The organism is Rhodopirellula sp. UH5, from assembly GCF_056839225.1.
In genome coordinates, this window is the sequence record NZ_CM166390.1 from 6,123,726 (window position 1) to 6,147,877 (window position 24,152).

Consider the following 24,152-nt stretch of genomic DNA (forward strand, 5'->3'; position numbering starts at 1 on the left):
CACTAGCCACTAGCTTCTAGCTCGTACTCGTACTCGTACTCGTACTCGTACTCGTGCTCGTGCTCGTGCTCGTGCTCGTGCTCGTGCTCGTGCTCGTGCTCGTCGTACGATGGGCTTCCAAACCCGTCGAATTGAAAGCCCGACGCGTGGGCGGGGCACCGCACCGCATCCCACTGACGGCCCCATCCGGGGCAACGGCCATGAACCGCCATCCAACTCGGGGCTTCCACCCCGAGCTATGAAAGACGGCCCCATCCGGGGCGAAAATCTTGAACCGCACCTATCGTCGCTCCGGGTGCGCATGGTGGGTGGCACCTTACGGAATGGCACCTTACGGAATGGTGGAAACCCCAACCGCGGAGCGGTGACATTTGCCAGCCTCGGGTTTCAACCCGAGGTCTCCAATGGCAAGAGCGAGCGCAACCGAGCCGCGGAGCGGCGGCAGGTGGTTGCAACGCTTCCCCCAACTGTCGTCGCTCCGCGACTGGGTGGACCTGTGGATGGGCATGTGACCTTGGGTTGAAACCCAAGGCTGGCGGCTGCCGTCGCTCCGCGACTGGCCGTGCGTGTTCCCCGCGGGTGCATCCCGGGGTGCGCATGGTGGGTGGCACCTTACGGAATGGTGGAAACCCCAACCGCGGAGCGGTGACATTTGCCAGCCTCGGGTTTCAACCCGAGGTCTCCAGTGGCAAGAGCGAGCGCAACCGAGCCGCGGAGCGGCGGCAGGTGATTGCAACGCTTCCCCCAACTGTCGTCGCTCTGCGACTGGGTGGACCTGTGGGTGGGCATGTGACCTTGGGTTGAAACCCAAGGCTGGCGGCTGCCGTCGCTCCGCGACTGGCCGTGCGTGTTCCCCGCGGGTGCGCATGGTGGGTGGCACCTTACGGAATGACCAGTGGCAAGAGCGAGCGCAACCGAGCCGCGGAGCGGCGGCAGGTGATTGCAACGCTTCCCCCGACTGTCGTCGCTCCGCGACTGGGAATTCGCAAAGTCCGAGGGACCCTCCCTCGTCGCTCGACAACTAAGATGACGGCCCCTCCGTTTTCACTCACAACCATTCGCCAAGTTGTGAGCCCCGCACAAGGAAAATCCCCATGTCACACCGCCGGGCTGCTCTTTCGAATCCCTTCGCTTTGGTTGCGTTTGGCATGCTGGTGTTCTGCCCCACGCTCCATGCCCAAGAACCAACTCCCCAAACCGAAGGCAACGTTGCTGACCCCACGGCGGCGGATGTGATTGTCTATGGCTCGACACCGGGAGGCTTTTGTTCCGCGATCGCGGCCGCTCGCGAGGGAGCTTCGGTCATCTTGCTAGAACCGACCGAGCATATCGGCGGGCTGAATACGGGTGGCTTGAGTCACTGCGACTCGAACCAGATGGTTCGCAGCACGTTGTTGGGATTGTTCGATGAGTGGCACACACGAGTGGTGAAGGACTACACCGACCGAGGTCGGCAAGCTCCGTACAACCCAGCCAAGAAGGACCAATCGCGGTGGACGTTCGAACCGCATGTGGCGATGCGAGTGACCTTGCAAATGTTGGAGGAAGCCGGGGTCACCGTCCTGACAAAGCGTGCTCTTCAATCAGTCACGAAGGATGGTCCACGCATCACCTCGTTGGACACGACGCAAGAAGTGTTCACTGCCAAAGTCTTCGTGGATGGCACCTACGAAGGCGACCTGATGGCGGCTGCAGGAGTCGATTGGACGATTGGCCGAGAAGGACGCGAGGAATACGGTGAATCGCTGGCGGGAAAGCAAACCCCGAAATCGAAGATGAACATCAACGGCTTCGATGATCAAGGCGAGCCATTGCCGCTGGTCACCGCGATGCGTGTTGGTGACGAGAACGTCGGTGACAAAAATGTGATGACCTACAGCTTCCGACTGTGCTTGACCGAGGAAGCGGAAAACCGTGTGCCGATGCCTCAACCCACCCACTACGACCCGGCAAGGTTCGAGATTGTCCGCCGGGCGCTCCTGGCCGGGGAAACCCGCGTTGGCTTTGACTTGTACCCACTGCCCGGGAACAAACTCGACGGCAACAATTCAATCGGCGGGCAATTCTCCATCGGTTTGGTCGGCGGCGGCAACGACTGGCACGCCGCCAACGAGGCGGGGCGAAGGAAGATCTGGGAAGCCCACAAGCAGTACACGCTGGAGTTCTATCACTTCCTGATCACTGACCCGGTTGTGCCCCAATCGATGCGGGAACGCTACGCCAAGCTCGGCCTTTGCAAAGACGAATTCGCGAGCCACGAACACTTTTCGCCGGCGCTCTACGTCCGCGAATCTCGAAGAATGAAGGGCCTGTACGTCATCAGCCAAAAGGACATTCTCGAATCACCCGAAAAACAGGATCCGATTGCGATCTCGTCGTTTCCAATTGACTCGCATGACTGCCAAAGGATTGCACTTCCAGGTGGCGGGGTGATCAACGAAGGGACGATCTTCCCCGTGCGAAGAACCAATCCAAAACAGGGCTACGCTTACCATGTCCCCTACCGGTCGATTCTGCCCCGACCAGAGCAGTGCGACAACTTGCTGGTTCCGGTCGCCCTGTCCTGCACGCACGTTGGGATCTCGTCATTGCGAATCGAGGGGGCTTGGATGGCGATCGGCCAGGGAGCCGGTGTCGCCGCGGCCCTGGCGGCGGATGCCGACCTGCCTGTCCAGGAACTGAACTACGAACAGCTCCGCAAACGGCTGCTCGCGCAAGGCCAGGTTCTGGAACTGCCGGACGTGCCGGAGCCAACCACTCCGAGTGGGACCATTGCCGCGACGTCGTTGCCGGGAATGGTGCTCGACGATTCCCAAGCGGAACTCTCGGGCAACTGGTCACACTCGACCAACTTCAAACCTCACGTCGAGACGGGCTACATGTATTGCGGGGAGAAGGATTCCCAATCGAAGGGCGACGGGAACACGACGGCCACCTTTCGATTCCGTGTTCCAAAGTCGGGGCGATACGAAGTGCGGATGGCTTATTCCGCTCACGAAAGCCGGGCGAAGAACGTTCCTCTCTCAATTTCCACCGGGGACTCCCACACTTCGTTCCACGTGAACCAAACCCTGCCGCTGCCATCGGGAGAACACTTCCGCCCAGTCGCCACGGTTGCACTCTCGGCAGAGACGGAATCCGTCATCCAAATCACGAACGCGGAAACGTCTGGCTTTGTGATCCTTGACGCCGTGCAACTGCTGCCAGTGGAATCCAAGTCAGTCGCTGAGGAGTGATTGGGGGCGACGCGTTCATTCTGAAAGAGACGAGAGGAGAAGTACCCCGCGGACTTGGCAGGCGATTCGTTGACGGCATAAAAAAAGCCTGCGATCGAGGGATTCGATCGCAGGCTTCGGTTTGTTGAAACGTTCGAGCTCACTGAGCTTGAGCGACTTGTTCGGCAGCGATGTCCGCCGTCACAATGGCTTTGGCGGTCACGGCATTTTCGCCTCGGGTACGAATCACCATGGGAACACGTTGGTTCCCACGCGCCGTGTCGGCGGTCAGCGTCAAGTCGACCATGTGGATCATTCGTTCGTCTTCGCTGGCCGAGAATTCCACCTTCCAACCTTCGCATTCGATCGACTCAATTGCGAAAGGCTTGCGGCCCCGAATCGCCAAGCGTTGGGAAATGCTATCACCTTGCTTGATCGTTCCAACCGCGATGGATTGAGGAGCGATCGACAGGGCTGATTCGACGGTGCCGATCACTCGCAAAGGAACGTTCGGCATGCTGCGGTCATTGGTTTGAATGATCAGCTCGTCTTGGAAGTAGCCTTCCGGAGCGTCTTCACGCACTTCGACGGACAGTTCGTAGTTGGCTTTGCCTGCACCACGTTCGGTTTGCTTGAACGAAGGCACCAACCAAGGCGTGTTGGAGCGGACGTCGACCACCTGCCAATCACTTCGCCCCGCGTAGAACAACTTGGTCGACCCCGACTTGGGTTCGCCTTGATTGACGGTTCCCAGTTCGATGGCACCAGGGTGGAACACCATGTCGCTGCGGATGTAACCATCCACTTTCAACTGAATTTCGCTGTAGAACGGTTTGTCGATGACGACCGTCAACGTCGCGCCACGTTTGCCGCGAAACGTTGGGGTGTTGAAACGAGCCAAGATCGATCCGGACTCGCCGGGAGCGATCGTTGCGGTTTCGATGATCGCGGTGGTGCATCCACAGCTTTCTCGCACCGATCGGATATGCAGATCCGAGTTGAACGTGTTGACCACCGGAAAGCGAAATTCCGTTTTGGAAGCGACCGCAACCGTTCCAAAATTGTGCGTCTTCACCGGGAACACCGTTTGGGTCCAATCCGCCCTCGCAGAGGAACCCAGGGCCGAACCCAAGAAGACAAACGCCACCATCCACACTCGACTGTTCATTCGATCCCCTCCTGAGGGGAGCTGCGAGGAAACATGTTCACCTGAAATGCCCATCCATCGGCATTGGCTCGAGGTTGACCATTTGCTAGCAACAACGCGAAGGTCGGGTGCATCCACAATCGATCAACGATCTCGTGTGAATCGTACCGAGATGCCTCAGATGGACAAGCTCGATTGGGGGGAGAATTTGTGGAAACCAATGAAAATCAGCGAATCCGTGAAGAATGAGTGGATCAAATTGACGTTGTTGCCGAGGGGGCGATTTTCGTAGCGTCTGGCCGGTCGATTGTCCCCCGTCTCCGATGCCAGGTTCCTCATGTCTGCGCCACGTCTCCTCCTCCTGCCCCTGTTCACGGAATGGTCGGTTCGATCATCCTCGCTGACACGCTCAGGATTGGCCATCGCTCTGCTGGCCACCGGATTCACCAGCGCGGGCTGCCATCGCTCGCGGTTGTTCTCACCGCTCAACGGCCGATCCGGTCTGGAACAACACGCCAATCAGGGACCTTCGGACATCTTCATTTCGGGGGAGGATGCCGCCCCAGAGACGCTGCTTGAAGAAGTCCCGCAGCGTTTGGCGACGGCGAAAACACCGATCACTCGAAAGAATTCGAATTCGACGACCGCGGCAACCCCGCCCACCAAGACTCCGGCTCCCGCTCAAACCACCACCTCCTCCGGCCCCGAATCTGACGATTTGTCGTCACGAGATTCGGCGGCAACCACACGCCAAGTCAGCTACGTCAGCGACTCGCCGTCCCGCCCGGATGAAAACGGCACTCCCAAACCCACCTCGGCACCGGACACTTACGCGGGCGTCGACGTCAGCATGGTCATGAACGCGCTCAAGGATCATCCGCCTGAGGTGCAGCGAGAAGCGATTCGCCGCTTGGTCGCAATGTCCTACAAGAAAGCCCAACCCACCCAGCAACCGGCCGGGATCGACAACCTGTTGGCGGCCTCGCTGGACTCGTTGCCCGATCTGCCGGATGAAGTGGTGGATCGCGGCCTGACGCCACAACGCATCGCGGCAAAGGATTTCCCCCCCTCCCCATCGAAGGAGTCCTCCACAAGCCCCGTCGCCAATGTCGCTCAGACCATCCCGCCACTTTCTGAATTCAATCTGACCGACCAGGTGCTCGAAGACGTTTTCGAAGGAGACTCCCTGAGCGACCAAGGCAAGGTCGCCACCACCAACGCCGCTGCGACCGGTGGTGGTGAGAACCTTCCATTGCCGGTTGGCTCGCCCCAAACAGAAACAGATGCCACGGCCGTTTGGAACTTCTCGGACAAGGTCGCGGATGACACCGGCGCGGCTCATTCGTTGTCGGATCAAACGGACGCCATCGCCAACCAAGATGGCACACCACCCAAAGTTCAACAGGTCTCGGCCACGCAATCGTCAGGCTCTCAATCGCCTGTCATCCAACCGGCGGCCAGCGTCGCTCAAGCAGTCAACGTGGAATCGCTCAGTGACTCGGAACTGTATGACGCCTTGCTCAAACGACTCGAGCAAACCGAACCCAATGAATCCGACGCTCAGAAACAACGTCGCCAGATTATTAAACGTCACTTGATGGTTCTCTCGGGAGACCCCGATCGTGCGGTCGACAAACTGGAGGGATTGAGCACGGAAGAACAGGAGTACCTGCGTCACCAATTGCTCGGTCTGTGGACCATCATCGATCCCAACGGGCACCCGGTGCCGTCGCGACGTTTCAGCACCGCGCTGCCGCAAATTCGCCAAGCCACCGAGTTCCTTGCCGCGGCATCGGATTCGCTGGATATCCGGGCCTTGGAATTCTGTACCGAGATCGAAGCCTACGGGCAAATCAAGCCGTTCCCGAAACGTCAGTTTGATCCCGGTCAACAAGTCATCTTGTATTGCGAGATTGAAAACTTCGTGGCCAAGTCAATCAGCGAGGGTGGCAACCAAGGCTTCGAAACCATGTTGCAAGGCAGCTATGACCTGCTGGATGAATCAGGGCGTCGCGTTGCCAGCCAATCGCTGCCTGTCGACAAACAATTGTCGACGAACAAATTGCGTGACTATTTCATCGCCTACCAAATGTACTTGCCCGACTCGCTCGAACCGGGACGCTACCAGCTGCGTTTGACGATGGAAGACGTCCACGGAAAGAAGTACGGTCAAAACGAAGTCACCTTCGAGATCAAACGCTAGCTCGACTTCGACACCACGCCGTCCAAGATCCCGCTGCCAGCATGCAGGCTTGGGCAAAAAAAGCGGGCGCAATCACGAGGAAAACCAAAGTCGTGGCGACCACACGGCCTTCGTAGATTCTCAACGTGGTTGCGTTGGAGAATAAATGGGTGGCTTGGATGCCGGCCCAAACCAGTGAAACGAAGCTCACGAACGCGAGCCACAAAAAATGCTTGCTCCCACGGATCATCAACGATCCGGCATGAGCACCGAGCAGGTGGAACGGGATCACGACCACCCCGACAAAGAACAGAAACTCCGGCAACGTTTCAACAAGCTCTGGTACATCGGAATAACGCTGCCAAACCAACAGCCCGCCGCTCGCGGCCCAGGCCCAGGTGAAGAGATTGATCCCGATGATGGCCCAGCCAAAGGTCTTCTCGAGCGACCCGTGGTAGAGTTCGTACCCGAAACGCTCCGCGATGCTGGGAGCTCTGGCTTCAACCGGCCGATCGCTCAGAAATCTCTGCAGGTCGGCCTCCAGTGCCCCAGCCGATTCGTAGCGTAGGTCTGGATCGCGTCTCAGGCACTTCAAACAGATCGCTTGCATCGCATCGGAAAGATCAGGCCGATGTTTCTTCGGCCCATCGATCGGCGAATGGTGCAGCATCAACACGGCCTCGGCAAAATTGTCCGGCGTCAAAGGAGTCGTTCCGGTGAGCATCTGATACAGCATCACGCCGAGCGAATAGAGATCGCTCTTCGGTGTGATCTGACGATTGCCAAACATCGCTTGTTCGGGCGCAATGTAACGCGGCGTCCCCGCGATCCTGGTCGTTGTCGCGACGGTCGAATCCGTGTTCGCACAAAGACCAAAGTCCAACACCACGGGCCTCTGCGTTTCGCCATCCGACGACTGCTGCATCAGAATGTTCTGCGGCTTCAAATCGCGGTGAATGATTCCGGCTTCATGACCGTACTGAACCGCGTTGGCCATCTGAATCATCCACTTCGCGGCCTCCTTCTCGGACATCGGCGACGACTGATTTGCCAACCAATCGCACCCAACAAAGACGACGACTGCCCTGCCGATCGCGTCGCTTCTGAATCGGAGTCCGCGGCGTCTCGCGTGGTCGAATTTTCTTGTGTTCGTTCGGTGCTGTTTTCCATGCCGTTTATCCGGTGCCATCCCATATGGCGAGGATCTCGGTGTCTGGTGAAGACCGCCCGCTAAGCAGGTCGGCAGGAGTGATCAAGCACAACCATGTGAGCCGTTTGGGCGTTCGCCCCGGTTGTGCGTGAAAACCGTGGCGAACGCCAGCGGCTCACATACCCGATGACACCTGCGCACCTGCTTAGTGAACAAAAGTAGACAACACCAATCGAAGAATCGAGCCCCCACCTCATTCGAGGTCGTGAAGTTTTACTTCACTCTCCCTTTGGGAGGGTCGGACCGCTTCGGGCCGGGGAGGGTTACGCGCAGGATCCAATGCTGAGCCCTCCCCTCGCTTCGCTCGACCCTCCCAAGGGGAGGGTGATGAGAAACGCTTTGCAAAACAACAACTTGAAAACTACACGACCTCCTGCGCGGGCGGGGTTCGCACGACGTCACGAACAGAGCACTTCGAAACTGCACAACCTCATTCATGTGCAAGAAGCAACGCCGATACCTGCCTCGTTTCAATCAATTGATTCCCAAGAGATTCATCGAACTCGTACCGAACTCACCACAGCACCTTCACATTGAGCACCTATAAATCACGCCTCATTCAAAACTGACCTGCCATCCTATTTGCGAACGCCTTCCATGAAACCCTTCGCTGCCTTGCTGATCCTAACAGCGTCCCTGCTTGCCACCGGTTGCGATTCTGAACCCGCTCTTCACCCGATCAGCGGCCATGTCACGCTTGGCGGGAAACCCTACGAGCGGTTGATCGTGTATGTCCGGCCCGTCGACGAAAGCGTCACACAATACAACCTCGGTGTCGGTGAAACCGACGCCACTGGAAAGCTGTTCCTTCGCTCGACCGCCGGCGAAGGTCTCGCAACCGGAATGTATCGCGTCAGCTTCTCTTGCATCGTCAGTGGCAAAGGTCAAACGGTTGGCTCCAGCGATGAAAAGATGGACGACGACCGGCGTCTGGTCACCAAAGACCTTGTTCCTCCTGCCTACGGCGATGGAGGTGAATCGACCCTCGAATTCGAGGTGGTTTCCGGCACCGACAACCGCATTGAATTCGACATCCCATCCAAACAGTCTTGAATCATCCCTTTTTGTTCCCACCTGACTTTTTCTCGCGAGACCTTTCAGATGAAACGACGCAACCTTCGCCACCGATCCGGCTTCACACTTGTCGAATTGTTGGTGGTCATTGCCATCATCGGCATTCTTGTCGGATTGCTCCTCCCTGCCGTCCAATCCGCACGCGAAGCCGCACGACGAATGCAGTGCAGCAACAATCTCAAACAACTTGGCTTGGCGACGCATAACTTTGCTTCCGCTTACGACGAAGATCTGCCAATGCTTGGTGAAGCTCAGGAAGGTGGCCATTGGAGTGCATTCATCATGCCCTACTGTGAACAGACCAGCCTCTTTGAAGCACTCACGTTTGGTTCCACCAACTGGGCAGCGGGCACCGCACTCAGTGGCGCCGACATTTCATCGGCCAACCCACGAGATCGGCAAGTGGCCGCTTGCGAAATGCAGATCAGCGTCATGCGATGCCCTTCCTCAGTCGCCCCTTCAGCCATCTTTGACGCCTCGGTCTATTCGCCTCCATGGTTTGTCGCCGCCCGTGCACCCGCCAACTACCTCGCCGTCGTCACCGGCATTCAGCCAAATGACTGGAAGCCTTCCTGGGGATGGGGCCGCGCCAACCAACCGACTTGGGGCGACAGCCAAACGACAAAGCACCACTCCGAGTTGGACGGCATGATTCAAACGCGTTCTCCCGAGCGAGCTCGTATCGCACAAGGCGGAATGGGAGGCGGCACCAAATTTCGAGACGTGATCGACGGACTCTCCAACACCCTGATGTTTGGCGAAGCCATCCCCGACCCCGAGTTGGCCTCGATCGCATCGACTGCCGAAGAAGCCAACTCTGGCCGAAAAGATCACTGGGCGATTGGCGGCGACGACTTCGACAACTGGGAAGGTACCGACTGGTCCGAAATGGGCGGGTCAACCGCTGTCCCAATCAACTATGCCAAACCAATTGACATCCCCACGGCGGATGACTCACCTGAATGGGGCGCTTACGAAGTCAGCTTCGGCAGCCAGCACACCGGTGGTGCTCAGTTCTGTGTGGGCGACGGATCGGTTCGTTTCATCACGGAATCGATCGACATGACGATCTTTTCCGCCTTGGGGACCCGAGATGGTGGGGAAGTGGTGGAACAGCCATAACTTAATCACTTCCTTGAGAAGCAGGTCGGCGGGAATGATCGGGCATGGCGATGTGAGCCGTTTGGGCGTTAGCCCCGGTTGTACGTAGGAGCAACATCGCTCGCCAACACGTTCCAAATGCCGAAAGACTCCCGCCGGTCTGCTGAACACTTCCTTGAATCCATTTTCTCTTTGAGTTTCCCAATGCGTTCGACACAACCATGGTTCCTCCGTCCCGGCATCTGCCTGCTTCTTCTTGTCTGTTCATGGTCGACAGCCGTCGGGCACGATGGACCTGACCCGCGGGCGCATTGGGTTTTTGGAACACCGTTCTTCCAAGATGGAAATCTGAAAAGCCAACTCGGTCCCAGTCTCGCTGGGCACGGATCCCCCACATTGGACGACTCCGATGGACTCAACGCGATTCGCCTCGAGGGGACCCGTTCGTTTTTTGTTGCTGAACAACCTTGGCCTGAATTGCAGAAGAAGCTTCCTGAGGAAGCGATCACGATTGCGGCTTGGGTTTCGCTCGATGAGCTGACTCAATACGGCGGCATTGTCTCGGCCCTGCAGGACAATGGCGACTCGGAACAAGGATGGGTTCTGGGGTACAACAACCAAACGTTCTCGTTCGGACTCTCCAGTCAGGAAGCAGACGATGGGAATGGGAAGATGACCTACCTGGAAGGAACCACCGAAGTGACACTCGGAAAGTGGTACCACGTCGCGGGTGTTTACGATGGCGAAACCATGCAACTCTGGGTCAACGGAAAACTGGATGCAAAAACGGGCGATCAAGGTGGTCCGATCTTGTATCCGAAAAAAGCCGACCTGGCGGTGGGTGCCTACCTCGATCGAAACGAGACCATTCCCATGAGCGGTCGTCTGGCGAAGGTCGCTGTCTACGACCTGGCCGCAAAACCGGCTTGGATCGCTCATGACTTCGAACACCAAGAGGCATGGGCAGAGCTTCCGCCCACCGCGAAAAAGAAGGCACCCTTGGACTTCATGGTCGCCCCGTTTTTGCAGTACGCCACCACCGACAGCATCCGCGTGGTTTGTGAAACCAATGCGGAGTGCGAAGTCTCCGTGCGTTTCGGAGAAACCGCCGACTTCGACCGCGAAAGCACTGCCGCCTCCGACGACAAAAGAATTCATTCGGCACTGCTGGATGGACTGACTCCTGAGACCGGACACTACTATCAAGTCACCGCAACCGATCTGGAAACCCAAGCTTCCGTGCAAAGCGAAGTGCTCTCGTTCCAGACCGCTTCCCTGCCGGAAACCCCGTACGCATTTGCAGTCATCTCGGATACTCAGGGCAATCCAGCCGTCAGCGGAAAAGTCGGCGAATTGGCCTGGGGCCTGCGTCCGAACTTCTTGGTCGTCCCCGGTGACCTTGTCAGCACCGGCACGATCAAGAACGAATGGGTTTATCAGTTCTTCTCAAGCATGAATCCACTGATCTCTCGAGTCCCGTTCTATCCGGTCCTGGGGAACCACGAGCGAAATGCAGATCACTACTATCGGTACATGGACCTGCCCGCACCTGAATACTACTACTCGTTTCGATACGGGAACGCGGCGTTCTTCATGCTCGATTCCAACAAGGAAATGGGCCCCGACAGCGAACAGTACCAGTGGCTCGAAAAGCAACTCGCGGCCTTGGAAACTGAAAAAGCAGACGGCAAAGTCGTGTGGACCTTTGTCAGCTTTCACCATCCCGCGTATTCATCGGATGAAAATGATTACGGAGACCTCTGGAAAGGCAAAAGCAAATGGGGTGATTTGAGAATCCGCCCGATGACCAAATTGTTCGACCGCTTCGCTGTGGACATTGTCTGGAATGGACACATCCACTCCTACGAACGCACCTGGAAAATGCACAACGAAAAACCACAGAACGACCGAGGCACGATCTACATGATCACGGGCGGCGGCGGTGGCGGACTGGAACAAGCCGGTCCCATCCGACCTCCGTTTCAACAAACGGTTCGTCGCGGACACCACTTTGTCTACGTCGCGGTCAATGGCAAAGAACTGCAACTCAAATCGTACGACTTGGAGGGGCAACTCTTCGACACCGTTTCGGTGACGAAGCAAACCGGCGTGCCCAAGCAAGAGTGAGCCTGGAGGTCGCGACGGCAACCTGGCTTCAACTATCGCATTGGAGGAGCAGGCGGTATCGTTTCCGCCATGCACCTTCTACTTCCTTTGTTGGCCAGCGTTCTTTTTGTTTGCGGGCTGATCTTTGTTAAACGAGTCAGCCGATCCGTCGTACGCCCTGAGGGGGTTGGACAAGTCACGCTGTTGTTCTGCGTGAACATGGGCTCCTCTGCCTTGATGTCGCTGTTGTGGTTCTTTGACGGGCCCGACACCTATTGGTTGAATCTTTGGCAACCCGCGGTCGTCGCGTTGTTGTTCATCTTGGGGTTGTTGCTGACATTCACGGCGGTGGAAGTCGGCGACGTCTCCATCGCGGCCCCGGTGTTTGGCGTGAAGGTCGTTTTTGTAACTTGCCTGCTCGCATTCTCGTCGGACACGGGAGTCCCCAACGCGATCTGGGGAGCCGCTTTCTTGGCGGCAACCGGCATTGCGTTGATTCAGTGGACTGGCCAGCATCATCCCCGGCGAATTGGACTGACCATCGCATTGGCGCTCGGTGCCGCGAGTTGCTATGCGACGTTTGACTTGTTGGTCCAACGTTGGTCACCGGCCTGGGGATCCACTCGGTTGTTGCCCGCGGTCTTTCTCATCGTCGCGGTGCTGTCGCTGCTCGCGCTGCCTTGGGTACGCTGGCGGCCCGTGGTGTCAGACAACAACTGGAAACTGCTCGTTCCCGCGATCATCTTGCTGGCCTGCCAAGCGTTCTGCATCACGATCGCAGTCTCGGTGTTTGGCGACGCGGCACGACTGAACGTGGTCTACTCGCTTCGCGGTTTGTGGGGCGTGTTGTTGGCTTACGCCGCCGCCAGAATTTGGGGCGGCGCAGAAGCCGACCTCAGCGGCAAACTGCTGCTGATGCGACTGTCGGGTGCGGTTCTGTTGACGTTCGCCGTTGCCTTGGCCGTGTTGTCGTGACTCGGAATCGATACCAGAGCGATCCGAAACGATGACTACGGTTGCAGCAACTGCTTGACAAAGAAGTCCTTGATCTGCTGCTTCGTGGTGGGATGAAACAGCGTCATCATGTGGCCTTGGTTTTCGATCACCGTCAAGGAAACGGCCACGCCGGCGTCCATCAAAGCAGCTGCAAATTTCTCGCTGTTTTCCAGCGGAACCAACAAATCCTTTTCACCATGAATCAACTGCATCGGTGGATCGCCGGGGGAGACATGGGCGGTCGGTGAGGCTCCCAGATAATTGTTAGGCACTTCACGCGGCGTTCCGCCCAAGAAGTAACTCAGCCCCGCGTTGTCGTCGGGGACGATTCGGAAATCGCACGGTGGACCGCCCGCACACACCGCCGCGATCGGCGGCAACTGTTCCCAACGTGGGTCGTCGGATCCCCACTCGCTGGCCAGCATTTGAGTCGGCCGATCTTCATTGCTCAGCACTCCAATCAGTGCCGACAGGTGACCTCCCGCCGAGTAGCCAAACATCCCGACACGATTCAGATCAATTTTCCAAGCGTCCGAATGCTCGACCAATTGCAGCAGGGCTTGTCGCACGTCATCGACTTGCCGCGGGAATTGGTGCTGCGGTGCCAAGCGGTAATTCATGTTCAGGACGACAAATCCCAACTGGGCCAATCGATCGCAATACGCACGCAAAGTCCATTTGTCGCCGATCGCCCAACCACCACCGTGGATCATCAAAATGGCTGGACGAGGTGCCCCTTCGACAAACACTTCGCCGGCGTCGTTGGTCGAAACGCGGTGCTGATCCGAAATCGGCAGGTGCAAATCAAACAGCCCCGCGCTTCCATCGGCATCGCTGTAGCGGAGATCAAGAAACTGCTGCACCTCCACGGGGGTCCCCTGATCGGTCGCCGCAACGGCAACTGCGCCCACCTCAGCAGCGGAATCAACGCTGGCGGGCTGAACGGCCGCGGACTCGCTGGTTGGGATGATCTTCGATGAGTTTGTCTTCTCTCCCTCATCGGACCACGCAGCCCCTGAGGGCAGAACAGCCACTGACGCGAGAATGCAACTCGCCAGCAGGTTCCATGGACTTGGGCTTCGCAAAGTCCGTCTGCCCTGCCCCCCATGATTCCCGCTCGCGAATTCTCGCGGCGGCAGGGAACTGCAGGGAAAGGATGAGAGCATCATGTTTGGGTCCGTAGGCGTGGTTTCCATCGCACGTATAATACGGGCAGGTCCAGCGTCGAGTCATTGCCATTTCGTCGCATGGTCCCCCGTCTTTCCCCCCCATCGCCGACCTGATCTGCCCAATATGTCATCCTCGATTGAGTTGAACACGATTCCCGAAGCCGTCGAAGCCATTGCCCGAGGCGAAGTCATCATCGTGATTGACGCGGAAGACCGTGAAAACGAAGGCGATTTTATCTGCGCGGGCGAAAAAGCGACCCCAGAACTGATCAATTTCATTTTGGGTGGGCGTGGACAGTTGTGCGTTTCGGTGCTGCCCGAGGTGTGTAAACGACTGGAATTGTCACCGGTCGTCCCTCAAAACAACGCTCCGCTGCAAACCGCGTTCATGACGCCAATCGATATCGCCACTGCGAAAACAGGCATCACGGCCGCCGAGCGAAGTGAAACGATTCGACTCCTGACGGATCCCGAGGCCACGGAAGAAGACTTCGTGCGTCCCGGTCACGTGTACCCATTGCTGGCCAAAGAAGGCGGTGTGCTACGCCGGGCAGGACACACTGAAGCGGCAATCGACCTTTCTCGGATGGCGGGACTGGCCCCCGTCGGCGTGCTCTGCGAAGTGCTGAACGAAACCGGCGACCGTGCTTCGCGTGACGACTTGGCGAAACTGGCCAAGGAACACAATCTGAAAATCATCAGCATCGAACACCTGATCGCACACCGACGCGTGAGCGAAAAACTGGTCAGCCGCGCCGCCACTTCGGAACTGCCAACCCGGTACGGCGATTTCGAAGTCATCGTTTACAATGTCAACTACGAAGCCCAAGAACCCATTGCGATCGTGTTCGGGGACCTGACCGCGCCCGGCACGCCACCACTGGTTCGGATGCACAGCAGCTGCTTCACGGGGGATTTGATCCAATCCCTGCGTTGCGATTGTGGAGACCAACTTCACATGGCACTGGACATGATCAGTCGCGAAGGCCGAGGTGCATTGATCTATCTTCCACAGGAAGGTCGGGGCATCGGGTTGGCTCAGAAGATCCGGGCCTACGCTTTGCAAGACAAGGGCATGGACACGGTCGAAGCCAACCACGCGCTCGGATTCAAAGCGGACATGCGTGACTACGGCGTCGGACTTCAAATTCTAAAGGACCTTGGTTTGTCCGAGGTTCGTTTGTTGACCAACAACCCGAAGAAAACCAAAGCCTTCAACCTTCGTGGCTTTGACTTGAAGGTCGTCGACCAAGTCCCCATCGTTCCCCCCAGTAACGAGCACAACATGCGCTACTTGGAAACCAAACGCGAAAAGATGGGTCACCAGCTGCCGCCACTGTCGTGAACCTTTCCACCGAAGATTCATCGCAGGCTTCCTCCGAGGCGTCGTTGCGATTTGCCGTGTTGCATCACCGCGTGCCATGCGGCGACAGCGACAAGTGTGCTGACCCAAATCGGGATGCCTCGGATTCAAGTGGCTCGGATCCAAGCGGCTGCGATTCAAGTGGCTGCGATTCAACTGGCAGTGATACAGCCGCCCAGGCGACCGTCGCACGTGGCGATCACTTTGACTGGTTGTTCGAACTGGAAAGCGGCGGCGAGCAACTGTGGACCTGTGCCACGCCGATCGTGCAGCTGGCACCCGCGAACAAGATTCCGATGGTGCGTTTGCCGGATCACCGCCGGCTTTACTTGGACTACAACGGCCCGGTTTCCAACAACCGAGGCAATGTCACCCGGATCGCATTCGGCACTCACCGAATCCTCCGATCGGAATCGTCCTCGCAGGCGGCGACGAGCGAAATCCCGTTTCGCACCGTGGCCTCAATCCAACCAACGGAAGCACTCAACGCGGTCCCATCGCCCGGGTGCTTGGAGCTGTTGTTTCAGTCCGCTCCATTGCAGTCAATTCACTGGTACTGCGACAGCGAATCGTCTGAGCGAGTTCGCAACACCGCCGGCATTGTCTGGGACGGCTTCCTGACCATCCAGCGTTGGCCAGAGGCTTTGGTTCCCGCTGCTCGCGAATCTGCCCGGCGTTGATCGAGGTTTCGATCCCCGGTCGTCGTTGCTTCGGAGCTTTGCTCTTGGGATTCGGAAATCGATGCGGAACGGCCGTCCGTGGTTTGATCAGATGCACGTGAGGATTCATCCTCGGAATCGTTTGCTTGCTGTGATTGCTTGCGAAACGAAACGAAACGATGCACCGGACCTCGAGGCGAGTAGTAATCCTGAGCCAACTGGCCGGCTTGTCCCGACAGACGCAACCGCCCCGCGGTCAAGCTGACCAGTTCGATGACCAAGGGCTTGAAGGCATAGTGCGGGTCCTCTGGAGGAATGTGCACCAACGCGATCGGCCCATCCTCGGTGAAGTCCCACCGAATGTCTAAATCGCCCAGCGCAGCTTCGCGACTGATCCGGCGGACAAAGGGTTCCAGCGGCAATGGCAACGCCCCCGCTTTCAAGTCCGACAAGTGGATGGCAAGCAGATTGGGTTCTTCGGTCATCTCAACCGACAAGCGGCACGAGACCACCGTGTCGAGACGCGATGACTGGTACCGCACCGCGGCGAGAATTTGCCCATCTTGGATGGCGATGGCGGGCTCGCGCACGCCGCGACGTGACAGCCGATCAAATCGTTCTGGCAATTGATCGGACAGCCACGCGTTGATTTCCTCTTCACTGAAGGAGGCGTTCCAGGAACCTCGCCGTGACAGATCCGATTGCAGTTGCTCCACATCGTGTTGCAATTGATTCCGAGCAACCTGCATCGCTTGATCGGATTGATCCAAGACCCGCTGGTAGAAATCGGGCACTTGCCGAGACTGCCAAACCGCCCAGTAACTCGCCATGCCGCCGGCAACCAGGGCCACGGTCAAAACCACGCCCGCGATGCGTCCCCAAAAACGAAAGGACGACCGACTGCTTTTCTTAGCGTTCGCAGGCTTCGATCGATGCGATGGCGAATGGAACATAAGCGAAACCTTGGGAAGGCGTTCGACTGATCAAAAAGGACTCAAAATCTTAGCGGCTGAGGCAACCAATTGCGAATTTTGCCGGTCACACTCGCATTTTGCTGCGACGAATCCACCAGGGGCTGCGGATCCGAGGAACTTCCAGGCGAGGCCGCTGTGCCAGAAAGATTGTCCACCGTCTTTTCGGTGAGCATGGATTCTGTCGGCGGCCCTGTGGGGGCCGAAGTGGCGATCGCCACGGGACTGACAACGCCCTGCCCAAACGCCGGCTGCACAAAGGGACGATCAACCTCGGCGCGGCGCGGGTCCGTCGTTCGTCGCACGGCAAATTGCAACAATTGCTTGGCCCAGAATTGATTCAGTAATCGCGCGGGACCTTTGACGTCGTCACGTTGCAGACCCTGAACGGCCAAGTACGCCAAACTCTGGATTTCAGCTCGTTCGGCTCGACTGGCAAACCAATCCGTGACAAAAACATCGTCCACCCAAATGATTCCATCGGACAGATTGTCGATTGTTACCCGCAATTCTCGCGTGTTTTCCACGTCCACGTTCAGCCATTCCAAGACCACGGTGGAGTCTTGCCATTTTCCGTCAATTGGAACTTCCACTTCACGCCAATGGCGACACGGTTGCCCGTCGAGAGATCCCTCCAGTGCCACTCGCAGCGTCAGTGTTTTGGAAGCTTCCGCGGAAGTCCCCTGGCGTCCTTCGTTGCTTTGTCCCAACGGTTCGAGCGAGGGCCTTCCTGAATTCCCTGCGGTAGGATTGGCAATCGCTGGAGCGGATGCTCCCGGCGTCGCTGGTGCTTTGAGAGGTTCGCGGTACCCTCGGACAGCCATGGAAATGGCAACGCGTCCCGCGACTGGAGTCGCAATGTTTTTGCTGATCAACCAAGCCTGAGTTCCCGACTCATCGCGAGCGGCGAGACGCACACTGTGCTCGCCACGAAACGCTGCGCGTGAATCGAGTTTGACAGCGTCAGCGGGATGTTGGGCATGCATCCAATTCGGAATCCCCAGTCGCGCGGACGCATCTGGCAAACTGCTCTGCTCGAACCCGCCGTTGCTGAGCAGGGATTGCGGTGACTTTGCAACGAAGTGTGGTGTCACTTGCTTGGGAGAACGCAGCAACGTTGTGCTGGCTTGAATCACTCGACCAGGGTTCCAGCGGTCAATGGAGGACCTCGCCGGTGCGGCTTGCGATTCAGCTTCTGGAGTGGGTGTTTTCAATTCTCGAGGCAACCGATCCAACTCACTCAACAAACCGACATGCTCCACCACCATCGTGACTTGCTCGGTGATTCGAGGCATCATCGTGGCAGGGTCCGAGACGGATCCGGTCCAGGCGAATTTGCGAGGCAGTGGCGATTCACTTTGGCAAATCACCATCTGACGAGGTGGCAATTTCAAACGGGCGCCCAGTGCTGTTTGCTCCGGCACCGTGAGCGTCAGATCCCTTGCATCGTCACCCGCAGTGGTCTTCCAAACCGTCGTTTCCGTCGTCGTCAGCGAAACGCTCATGGTCCACGGAGCACGGTTCACAAGCACCAAAGAATGACTGGACGGATGCACCGACACGGTCACCAACCCATCGATCGACCTCTGTTTGCCATTGGCAACTTCTGCCGGCACTGGAATCAAATCCTCGTTCCAGTGTTTCCAAACGTGGCAAGCGGCCTTGCCAACGGATGAGTCCAACATGTCGCGATCGAACAATAGGAATCGTGACGAAATGGAATCTCGAGGCAGGCCCGCGGCACGAGCAGGTTGATCCCACCACTGAATCCATTGGTCATCCCTCAACGCCATCGAAACGGCGTTGCCCTCCACGGAAGACGCGGCGTCCGAGGTGGGACTCACAGGTTGGTACCCCAGCCAAAAACCTTGGGCGGGCTCAGCAGCACGACCGTCCATGATCGGGAAGTGGGCGCTCAACCGCGGGGGCGGTTCACGTCGGTGATCACTGACCAACCAAACCTGCCCGTCGGTTCGTTCCGGTTGCAAACGGCGAACTTCGGCGAGAGTTTGTTGCAGCAAAGGAAGCACGGTTGATTCGCTGGTGGCATCTGCGGTCGACGCCGTTTCAACATTCGCATCTTCGACCAAGATCAAGTGCTGATGATTCAAGTTCGCAATGATCGGCAGCAAAGCTTCCGTCGCATGATGGTGGCCGCAGTTCCGGCACTGAATGGTTTCTGATTGCCATCGCACCACAAAACCACTGGCCTGGCCGTTGCCCCAGAATTCATTCCAGGAATCAACCAAACGATTCACCGGAGCACCGCACTGCAAATGGGGCGGTTCCAACCAAACCTGTCCGTCCAACTGAATCATTTCTTCCGCGGCCAAGCGGACCAGCATGGCGTCTTCGAGGGACCCTTCGTTGGAAACCGATGAATCGGGATCGGCACCAAGCGCCGCCTCGGGCATGGGCAGGACGATCGCGTCCACACCATGGTCACGCAGGACTTTGATTTCGCGTTTCAAGCAATTCAGACGCGCTTGCCACTGCATCGCATCCTCCGAAATCGGTGCGTCATCGTGACGCCAATTCCAGTTCAACAAGGAGTGATCCTTTGCGGATGTCTCCGCCGCCGCATTGGAACACCACGATCGCAGGGTCGCCGCATCGATCCGCGTCATCAGTTGACGGGGCTTCAGCCCCATTGGGCTGGGAAGGCCCGCCGTGGGTTGGGTGGGGGCAGTCGGTTGCGTGCTGGAGGCTGGGAACACCACCACGGTCCAACTGCGAACCACGTCCATCCCATCACGCTCGGTCAGGGAATCCAAACGCAGCCAGCGCTGCCAACCTTGGTGGTCTCGAGGGACGCGCATTTGCACATCGTAAATCCCTGGCTCCGTGATCGTGACCGGTTCAGACACCGTTGCAGGGGAAATTTCCACGCGCCCGATCAGGGCATTGGATGCAGCCGATCGAATGTCCAAGCGTCCCGAACCTTTGGATTGATCCACCGACGTTTCGCTCGCAACTGTTTCTTCGTCAGCAGCGTCCGCTTCGCCCGCGATCCGAAAACGAATCAACGATTCCGACAACTGGCACGAAGGGATCCCCTTCTGCGGCAAGACAACGATTTTTTCACTGGTTTGCGCGAGGGCGTTTGTCACGCCGAAAACACAGACCAACAACCCTGCCAGCGATCGCGACACAGCGATTGCGAAAGCATCGTAGAACGTGCGCGACACGTCACGACAACGGTCGTTTCGAGGTGTTGTCCGCGCGTTTGTTTCGCCTTGCCCCATCACTTGAAAACCAGCTTTTGTGATAATCACCACCCAACAGGGTGGCCGATTCTTCGAGATCCAACTTGAATCGTCCAACGCCAAAGTACTGGGTTCATCACCGTCATCACAAGACGATTTCGGAGGGAACTTGCATTCAAACCACGCCCCCCTAGAGGCGCACTGACCACCCTTGCCGCGCAAGAATCACCCCAGAATTAGCTGTATTCAAGATGACAAAAGCACTAAGCTGAAGGTTGTTCCGCAAACATAGTGGAGGTGCATATGAGTGCCCAATGGTATTACATGAGTCACGGATGGTTTCATACGACGAAACGGATCGGTCCCATCAGCGAACCTGAAATGTTGCTCCGTATCGACCGGGGGAAAATTTCTCCGGAAACGTTGGTGCAATCCTCCAAGACGCGGCAGCGGTGGGTTCCAATGAGTACGATTGAACCTGCCATGCGGCGATGGAAAGCGTCTCATCCCAACGAAGCCGGTGACGCCGCGCACGGGCAGGCCAGCTAGCCACACGGCATCTTCTTGAGCCGACTGCATCACACCGCCGCCGACTACGCCGCCATCGCGATTGCGCCGGTGTTGATCTTCGTGATGCTGTTCAGTCTGGCCAGCTTCCTGTGCATCGTCCTGTATTCCGGCGGGTACTCGGGCGCGTTGGTCTGGACGATGTTGATGTACACGATGGGAGCCACTGCGGTGGCCCGGATCACCATCGAACACGATCGTCAGTACTCCTCCCTGTACGCAATTGCTTTGGGCGTCGCGACGGTTTTCGTCCTGATTCGGTACGTTGGCGATCCGATCTTTTCCATCGGGATCGTGTGGGTCGTCGGTTATTTGGCCGACAAGATCGTTCATGACTGCACCATCGTCGATGATGCCGTCGACAGCAGCGGACAGGGACTGGTCGACAGTGGTTTGTCGTTTCTGAAGCTTCGACGACAACAAAAACAACAGACCGACGTCTTGCCATCAAATGCGGCAACCGACGCGAATGACGCCAGTGCGATCTCCCAGTCCAACTCCAAACGCTCAGCCAAGAACCCTGCTGCCGGGCACCAACCAGGCCGAACCGTGTTGTGGCTGGCACTGGGGGCCCTGCCGCTGTTTGGTCTGGGCCAGTTTTTTCTTGGTGGCGATTCAAAAACCTGGAACCTGGCTCGAATCCTTCTGACGCTCTATTTGTTTTCTGCGTTGTCACTGCTCGTGGTGACTTCGTTTTTGAACCTTCGGCGTTATCTGCGACAACGGCAGACCGAGATGCCTTTGGATGCAACCGTCGCATGGCTTGCAGGTGGAATTGTCATCATCGGGGTGATCCTGATGATCGCCTACATCGCTCCGTTGCCCGGCAAGGCCGTTGCTTCGCTGAAGGCCCCCGAGTTCCTCACCAATCGGTCGCCGCTGTCTGCCAGCGAATACGGGTGGGGCGATGAGGGCGCGGAAATCAGCGACGAGAACGACGCGAAGTCATCCGAAACCAGCCCAGACGGTTCTCCCAGCGGTGAAACCAAATCCGGTGCAAAAGCCGGCGGCCAAAAGGGCAACCGCGAAGATGGACCTGCGGGCAGTGATCCCGGCGGAAAGAAGCAAGGCAAGGGGCAAGACCCCGGCAGCGACCAACCCGCCGGCGGTGAAAAAAACGAGTCGTCGAAGAGCCCGTCTCCCGCGGCCAACGATTCCAAGAACTCGGGCACCCCCCCCCAATCCAAGCCCGGACAACCAGGGCCCAAGTCAGGAGACCAAGGCAAGGCGCCTCCCAACCAGTCACCCCCCTCACCGAGCGAATCCTCCTCCAAAACCGATCCACCCAACCAATCGCAGTCGAAAACATCCGAGTCGAATGCGGCAGATGCGGCCAACGACGATTCGCAAAGTGGGGAACCCGAGAACTCAAGCTCCGACACCGATGCCGCGGAGGAATCCCAATCGCCTGATTCGCAGGAACAGGAGCCTCAAACATCCGAGCAATCGAAATCCAACAGCGAGTCGCCCTCGGACGACACCCCGAATCAAAACACGGGCAACCAACAGGAACCGCTCTCGGCTCGGACCAAGCCACCGCCCGATCGCTCGCCGTCCTTGGGGGGCGTGTTCAGCACCATGGCAGGAATGCTGAAGTGGGTGATTTTCCTGGCGTTGTTTGCGTTCATCGCGTTCTTTGTCGTTCGTAACTTGGACGCCATTCTGGCGTGGTGGGACAACCTCTTTGCGGATGAAAACCGAGAACCGTCCGCTCCAAAACCGATCGAGAAGAAAAGCTTGGAGCCGGATTCGCCACCGCGACCATTTGCATCGTTTCGAAATCCGGCTGGGGATCCCGATCCGCGTCGGGTGGTGGTGGTCACGTTTCAGGCTTTGGAAGCATGGTGCCGAGAACAAGGCGTCGAGCGATCTCCGGACGAAACGCCGTCTGAATTTGTCCGCCGAGTCGCAGTGCAATTCCCGACTCTCGGCCAATCGGCGGTCCAGGTCGTCGATGCGTACAACCGAATCGTCTATGGTCGTGCAGCGGCCTTGCAGGATGATGTCGAGGCCGCCAATTCGGTTTGGCAAGTTTTCGCTGGTGGCACCCGCACTTCATGACGTCGCATTTGCACTCCCCCATTCACACGCAAATCGCGCGAGCGACAGCGCCGTGGATGTTTGCGCTGTCCATGTTGTTCTTGGTGTGCCAAGCGGTCTTGATCGTGATGTGGGTCGACGTTCCCAATCTTCGCGAATCGGCCACTCAGGCGGACGTCGATCAATACGTCATTCGGGTTGATTCGACTTACTTGGGAATGTGGTTCGAACAACTCGCGATTGTTTCGATGCTGGCGATTTGGCCCATCGTGATCCTGGAGTCCGTCTACCACTGGATCATTCGGCCGAAAACACCGTCCATGCGATGGTTCCACTTCTACACGTTGACGTTTTGCATTTGCCCTTCCCTGCGGATGTGTGCTCGCAGTTACGAAATGCATGGCCAGTTGTGGTTGCCCGGCATGTCGTGGCAACGAACCAACAAACGGCTGAGGCGGCGTTTGGCGCAACACTTCAGCATTCCGATGATCGGCATCGCGCTGTTGATCTTGCCGGTGTTGATCACGGAGTTCTTTCTCAAAGACCAAGTCGCACGTTATCAATGGCTGCGAATCGCGTTGCACATCGGCACCGGAGTGATCTGGTTTGCTTTCGCGGCAGAATTCATTCTGATGGTTTCCATTGCGGAGAAGAAGCTTCAGTACATCCGCCACAATTGGGTCGACTTGGCCATCATCTTGCTGCCGTTTTTCTCGTTCCTGCGATCGATGCAGGCGGTTCGAGGAACTCGTTTGGCGAAACTTGCGAAAATACCCCAGATTGCCAAGCTTGCTCGGGCCTATCGCTTGCGAGGCACGGCGCTCAAGGGCTTCCGAGCCCTGGTGATCTTGGGCGTCGCCACCCGGTTGTTCAAAACCAACAAGAAACGCCAGCTCGAACGACTGCAGGCGGAATTGTCCGTCGCGCGTCGTGAAACGCGGTTGATTCGGCTCGCGATTGCTCGACTGGAGCGTGAAATCCAGGAAGAACTGGACGATGAAGCAGGCCTGGTGGACGAAACCGACGCCGCCGTCCCGCTCAACTAGGTAAAAAAGAACCCAAAAGAAACTCGCCTAAATTGCCAACATTGCTGAAACTTCAGCGAATCGGCCTGGGTACCTTTCTTCGTACGCGCCCTGTTCCTGA

At 57.7% G+C, this 24,152-nt stretch carries 15 protein-coding genes; 10 read left to right on the plus strand and 5 right to left on the minus strand.

Annotated elements, in window-relative coordinates; translation table 11 throughout:
• The first annotated feature begins 1,094 nt into the window (after positions 1-1,094).
• Complete coding sequence (locus UH5x_RS21840; protein ID WP_482633663.1) at positions 1,095-3,236, plus strand: FAD-dependent oxidoreductase; 2,142 nt, start codon at positions 1,095-1,097, stop codon at positions 3,234-3,236.
• A gap of 139 nt (positions 3,237-3,375) precedes the next feature.
• On the opposite strand, the gene UH5x_RS21845 is transcribed toward UH5x_RS21840, so the two are convergent.
• Positions 3,376-4,383, minus strand: coding sequence for a DUF1573 domain-containing protein (locus tag UH5x_RS21845; RefSeq protein WP_047813763.1), 1,008 nt, complete (start codon positions 4,381-4,383; stop codon positions 3,376-3,378).
• 316 nt (positions 4,384-4,699) lie between these two features.
• On the opposite strand from UH5x_RS21845, the gene UH5x_RS21850 reads away from it, so the two are divergent.
• Positions 4,700-6,565 carry a hypothetical protein gene (locus tag UH5x_RS21850; protein WP_482633664.1) on the plus strand — a complete coding sequence of 622 codons (1,866 nt, stop codon included), beginning with the start codon at positions 4,700-4,702 and terminating at the stop codon, positions 6,563-6,565.
• On the opposite strand, the gene UH5x_RS21855 is transcribed toward UH5x_RS21850, so the two are convergent.
• On the minus strand, positions 6,555-7,577 hold the full coding sequence (locus tag UH5x_RS21855) for a serine/threonine protein kinase (RefSeq protein ID WP_482633665.1): 1,023 nt from the start codon (positions 7,575-7,577) through the stop codon (positions 6,555-6,557). The two genes, UH5x_RS21850 and UH5x_RS21855, sit on opposite strands and share 11 nt — an antisense overlap.
• 774 nt (positions 7,578-8,351) lie before the next feature.
• On the opposite strand from UH5x_RS21855, the gene UH5x_RS21860 reads away from it, so the two are divergent.
• The 4 genes from UH5x_RS21860 (at position 8,352) to UH5x_RS21875 (ending at position 13,010) form a co-directional block, all read left to right on the plus strand.
• Positions 8,352-8,807, plus strand: a complete 456-nt coding sequence (locus UH5x_RS21860; protein ID WP_047813765.1) for a hypothetical protein — start codon at positions 8,352-8,354, stop codon at positions 8,805-8,807.
• 48 nt (positions 8,808-8,855) lie between these two features.
• Positions 8,856-9,950 (plus strand): DUF1559 domain-containing protein, encoded by a 1,095-nt coding sequence (locus UH5x_RS21865; protein ID WP_047813766.1) that lies wholly within the window; start codon positions 8,856-8,858, stop codon positions 9,948-9,950.
• A 375-nt stretch (positions 9,951-10,325) separates the two neighbouring features.
• Entirely contained in the window at positions 10,326-12,056 is a 1,731-nt protein-coding gene (locus UH5x_RS21870; protein ID WP_482633666.1) for a LamG-like jellyroll fold domain-containing protein, read from the plus strand.
• Between the two features lie 69 nt (positions 12,057-12,125).
• Positions 12,126-13,010, plus strand: coding sequence for a DMT family transporter (locus tag UH5x_RS21875; protein WP_482633667.1), 885 nt, complete (start codon positions 12,126-12,128; stop codon positions 13,008-13,010).
• Between the two features lie 35 nt (positions 13,011-13,045).
• On the opposite strand, the gene UH5x_RS21880 is transcribed toward UH5x_RS21875, so the two are convergent.
• Complete coding sequence (locus tag UH5x_RS21880; RefSeq protein WP_482633668.1) at positions 13,046-14,065, minus strand: alpha/beta hydrolase fold domain-containing protein; 1,020 nt, start codon at positions 14,063-14,065, stop codon at positions 13,046-13,048.
• A 259-nt stretch (positions 14,066-14,324) separates the two neighbouring features.
• Here UH5x_RS21880 and UH5x_RS21885 point away from each other — a divergent pair, with 259 nt between their 5' ends.
• Positions 14,325-15,545 carry a bifunctional 3,4-dihydroxy-2-butanone-4-phosphate synthase/GTP cyclohydrolase II gene (locus UH5x_RS21885; protein WP_047813769.1) on the plus strand — a complete coding sequence of 407 codons (1,221 nt, stop codon included), beginning with the start codon at positions 14,325-14,327 and terminating at the stop codon, positions 15,543-15,545.
• 565 nt (positions 15,546-16,110) lie between these two features.
• Here UH5x_RS21885 and UH5x_RS21890 read toward each other — a convergent pair.
• Entirely contained in the window at positions 16,111-17,175 is a 1,065-nt protein-coding gene (locus UH5x_RS21890; protein WP_482633669.1) for a hypothetical protein, read from the minus strand.
• 41 nt (positions 17,176-17,216) lie between these two features.
• Positions 17,217-20,381: a hypothetical protein gene (locus UH5x_RS21895; protein ID WP_482633670.1), complete on the minus strand. Its 3,165-nt coding sequence runs from the start codon at positions 20,379-20,381 to the stop codon at positions 17,217-17,219.
• A gap of 342 nt (positions 20,382-20,723) precedes the next feature.
• Between UH5x_RS21895 and UH5x_RS21900 the strand changes: the two genes are divergently transcribed.
• The 3 genes from UH5x_RS21900 to UH5x_RS21910 are packed head-to-tail and all read left to right on the plus strand — an operon-like array spanning position 20,724 to position 24,052.
• On the plus strand, positions 20,724-20,948 hold the full coding sequence (locus tag UH5x_RS21900; RefSeq protein ID WP_047813851.1) for a hypothetical protein: 225 nt from the start codon (positions 20,724-20,726) through the stop codon (positions 20,946-20,948).
• A gap of 15 nt (positions 20,949-20,963) precedes the next feature.
• A complete protein-coding gene (locus tag UH5x_RS21905; protein ID WP_482633671.1) occupies positions 20,964-23,027 on the plus strand; it encodes a DUF4129 domain-containing protein in 2,064 nt (687 codons plus the stop codon).
• A complete protein-coding gene (locus tag UH5x_RS21910) occupies positions 23,024-24,052 on the plus strand; it encodes a potassium channel protein (RefSeq protein WP_482633672.1) in 1,029 nt (342 codons plus the stop codon). Before UH5x_RS21905 ends, UH5x_RS21910 begins: the two co-directional genes overlap by 4 nt.
• The last annotated feature ends 100 nt before the right edge of the window (positions 24,053-24,152 follow it).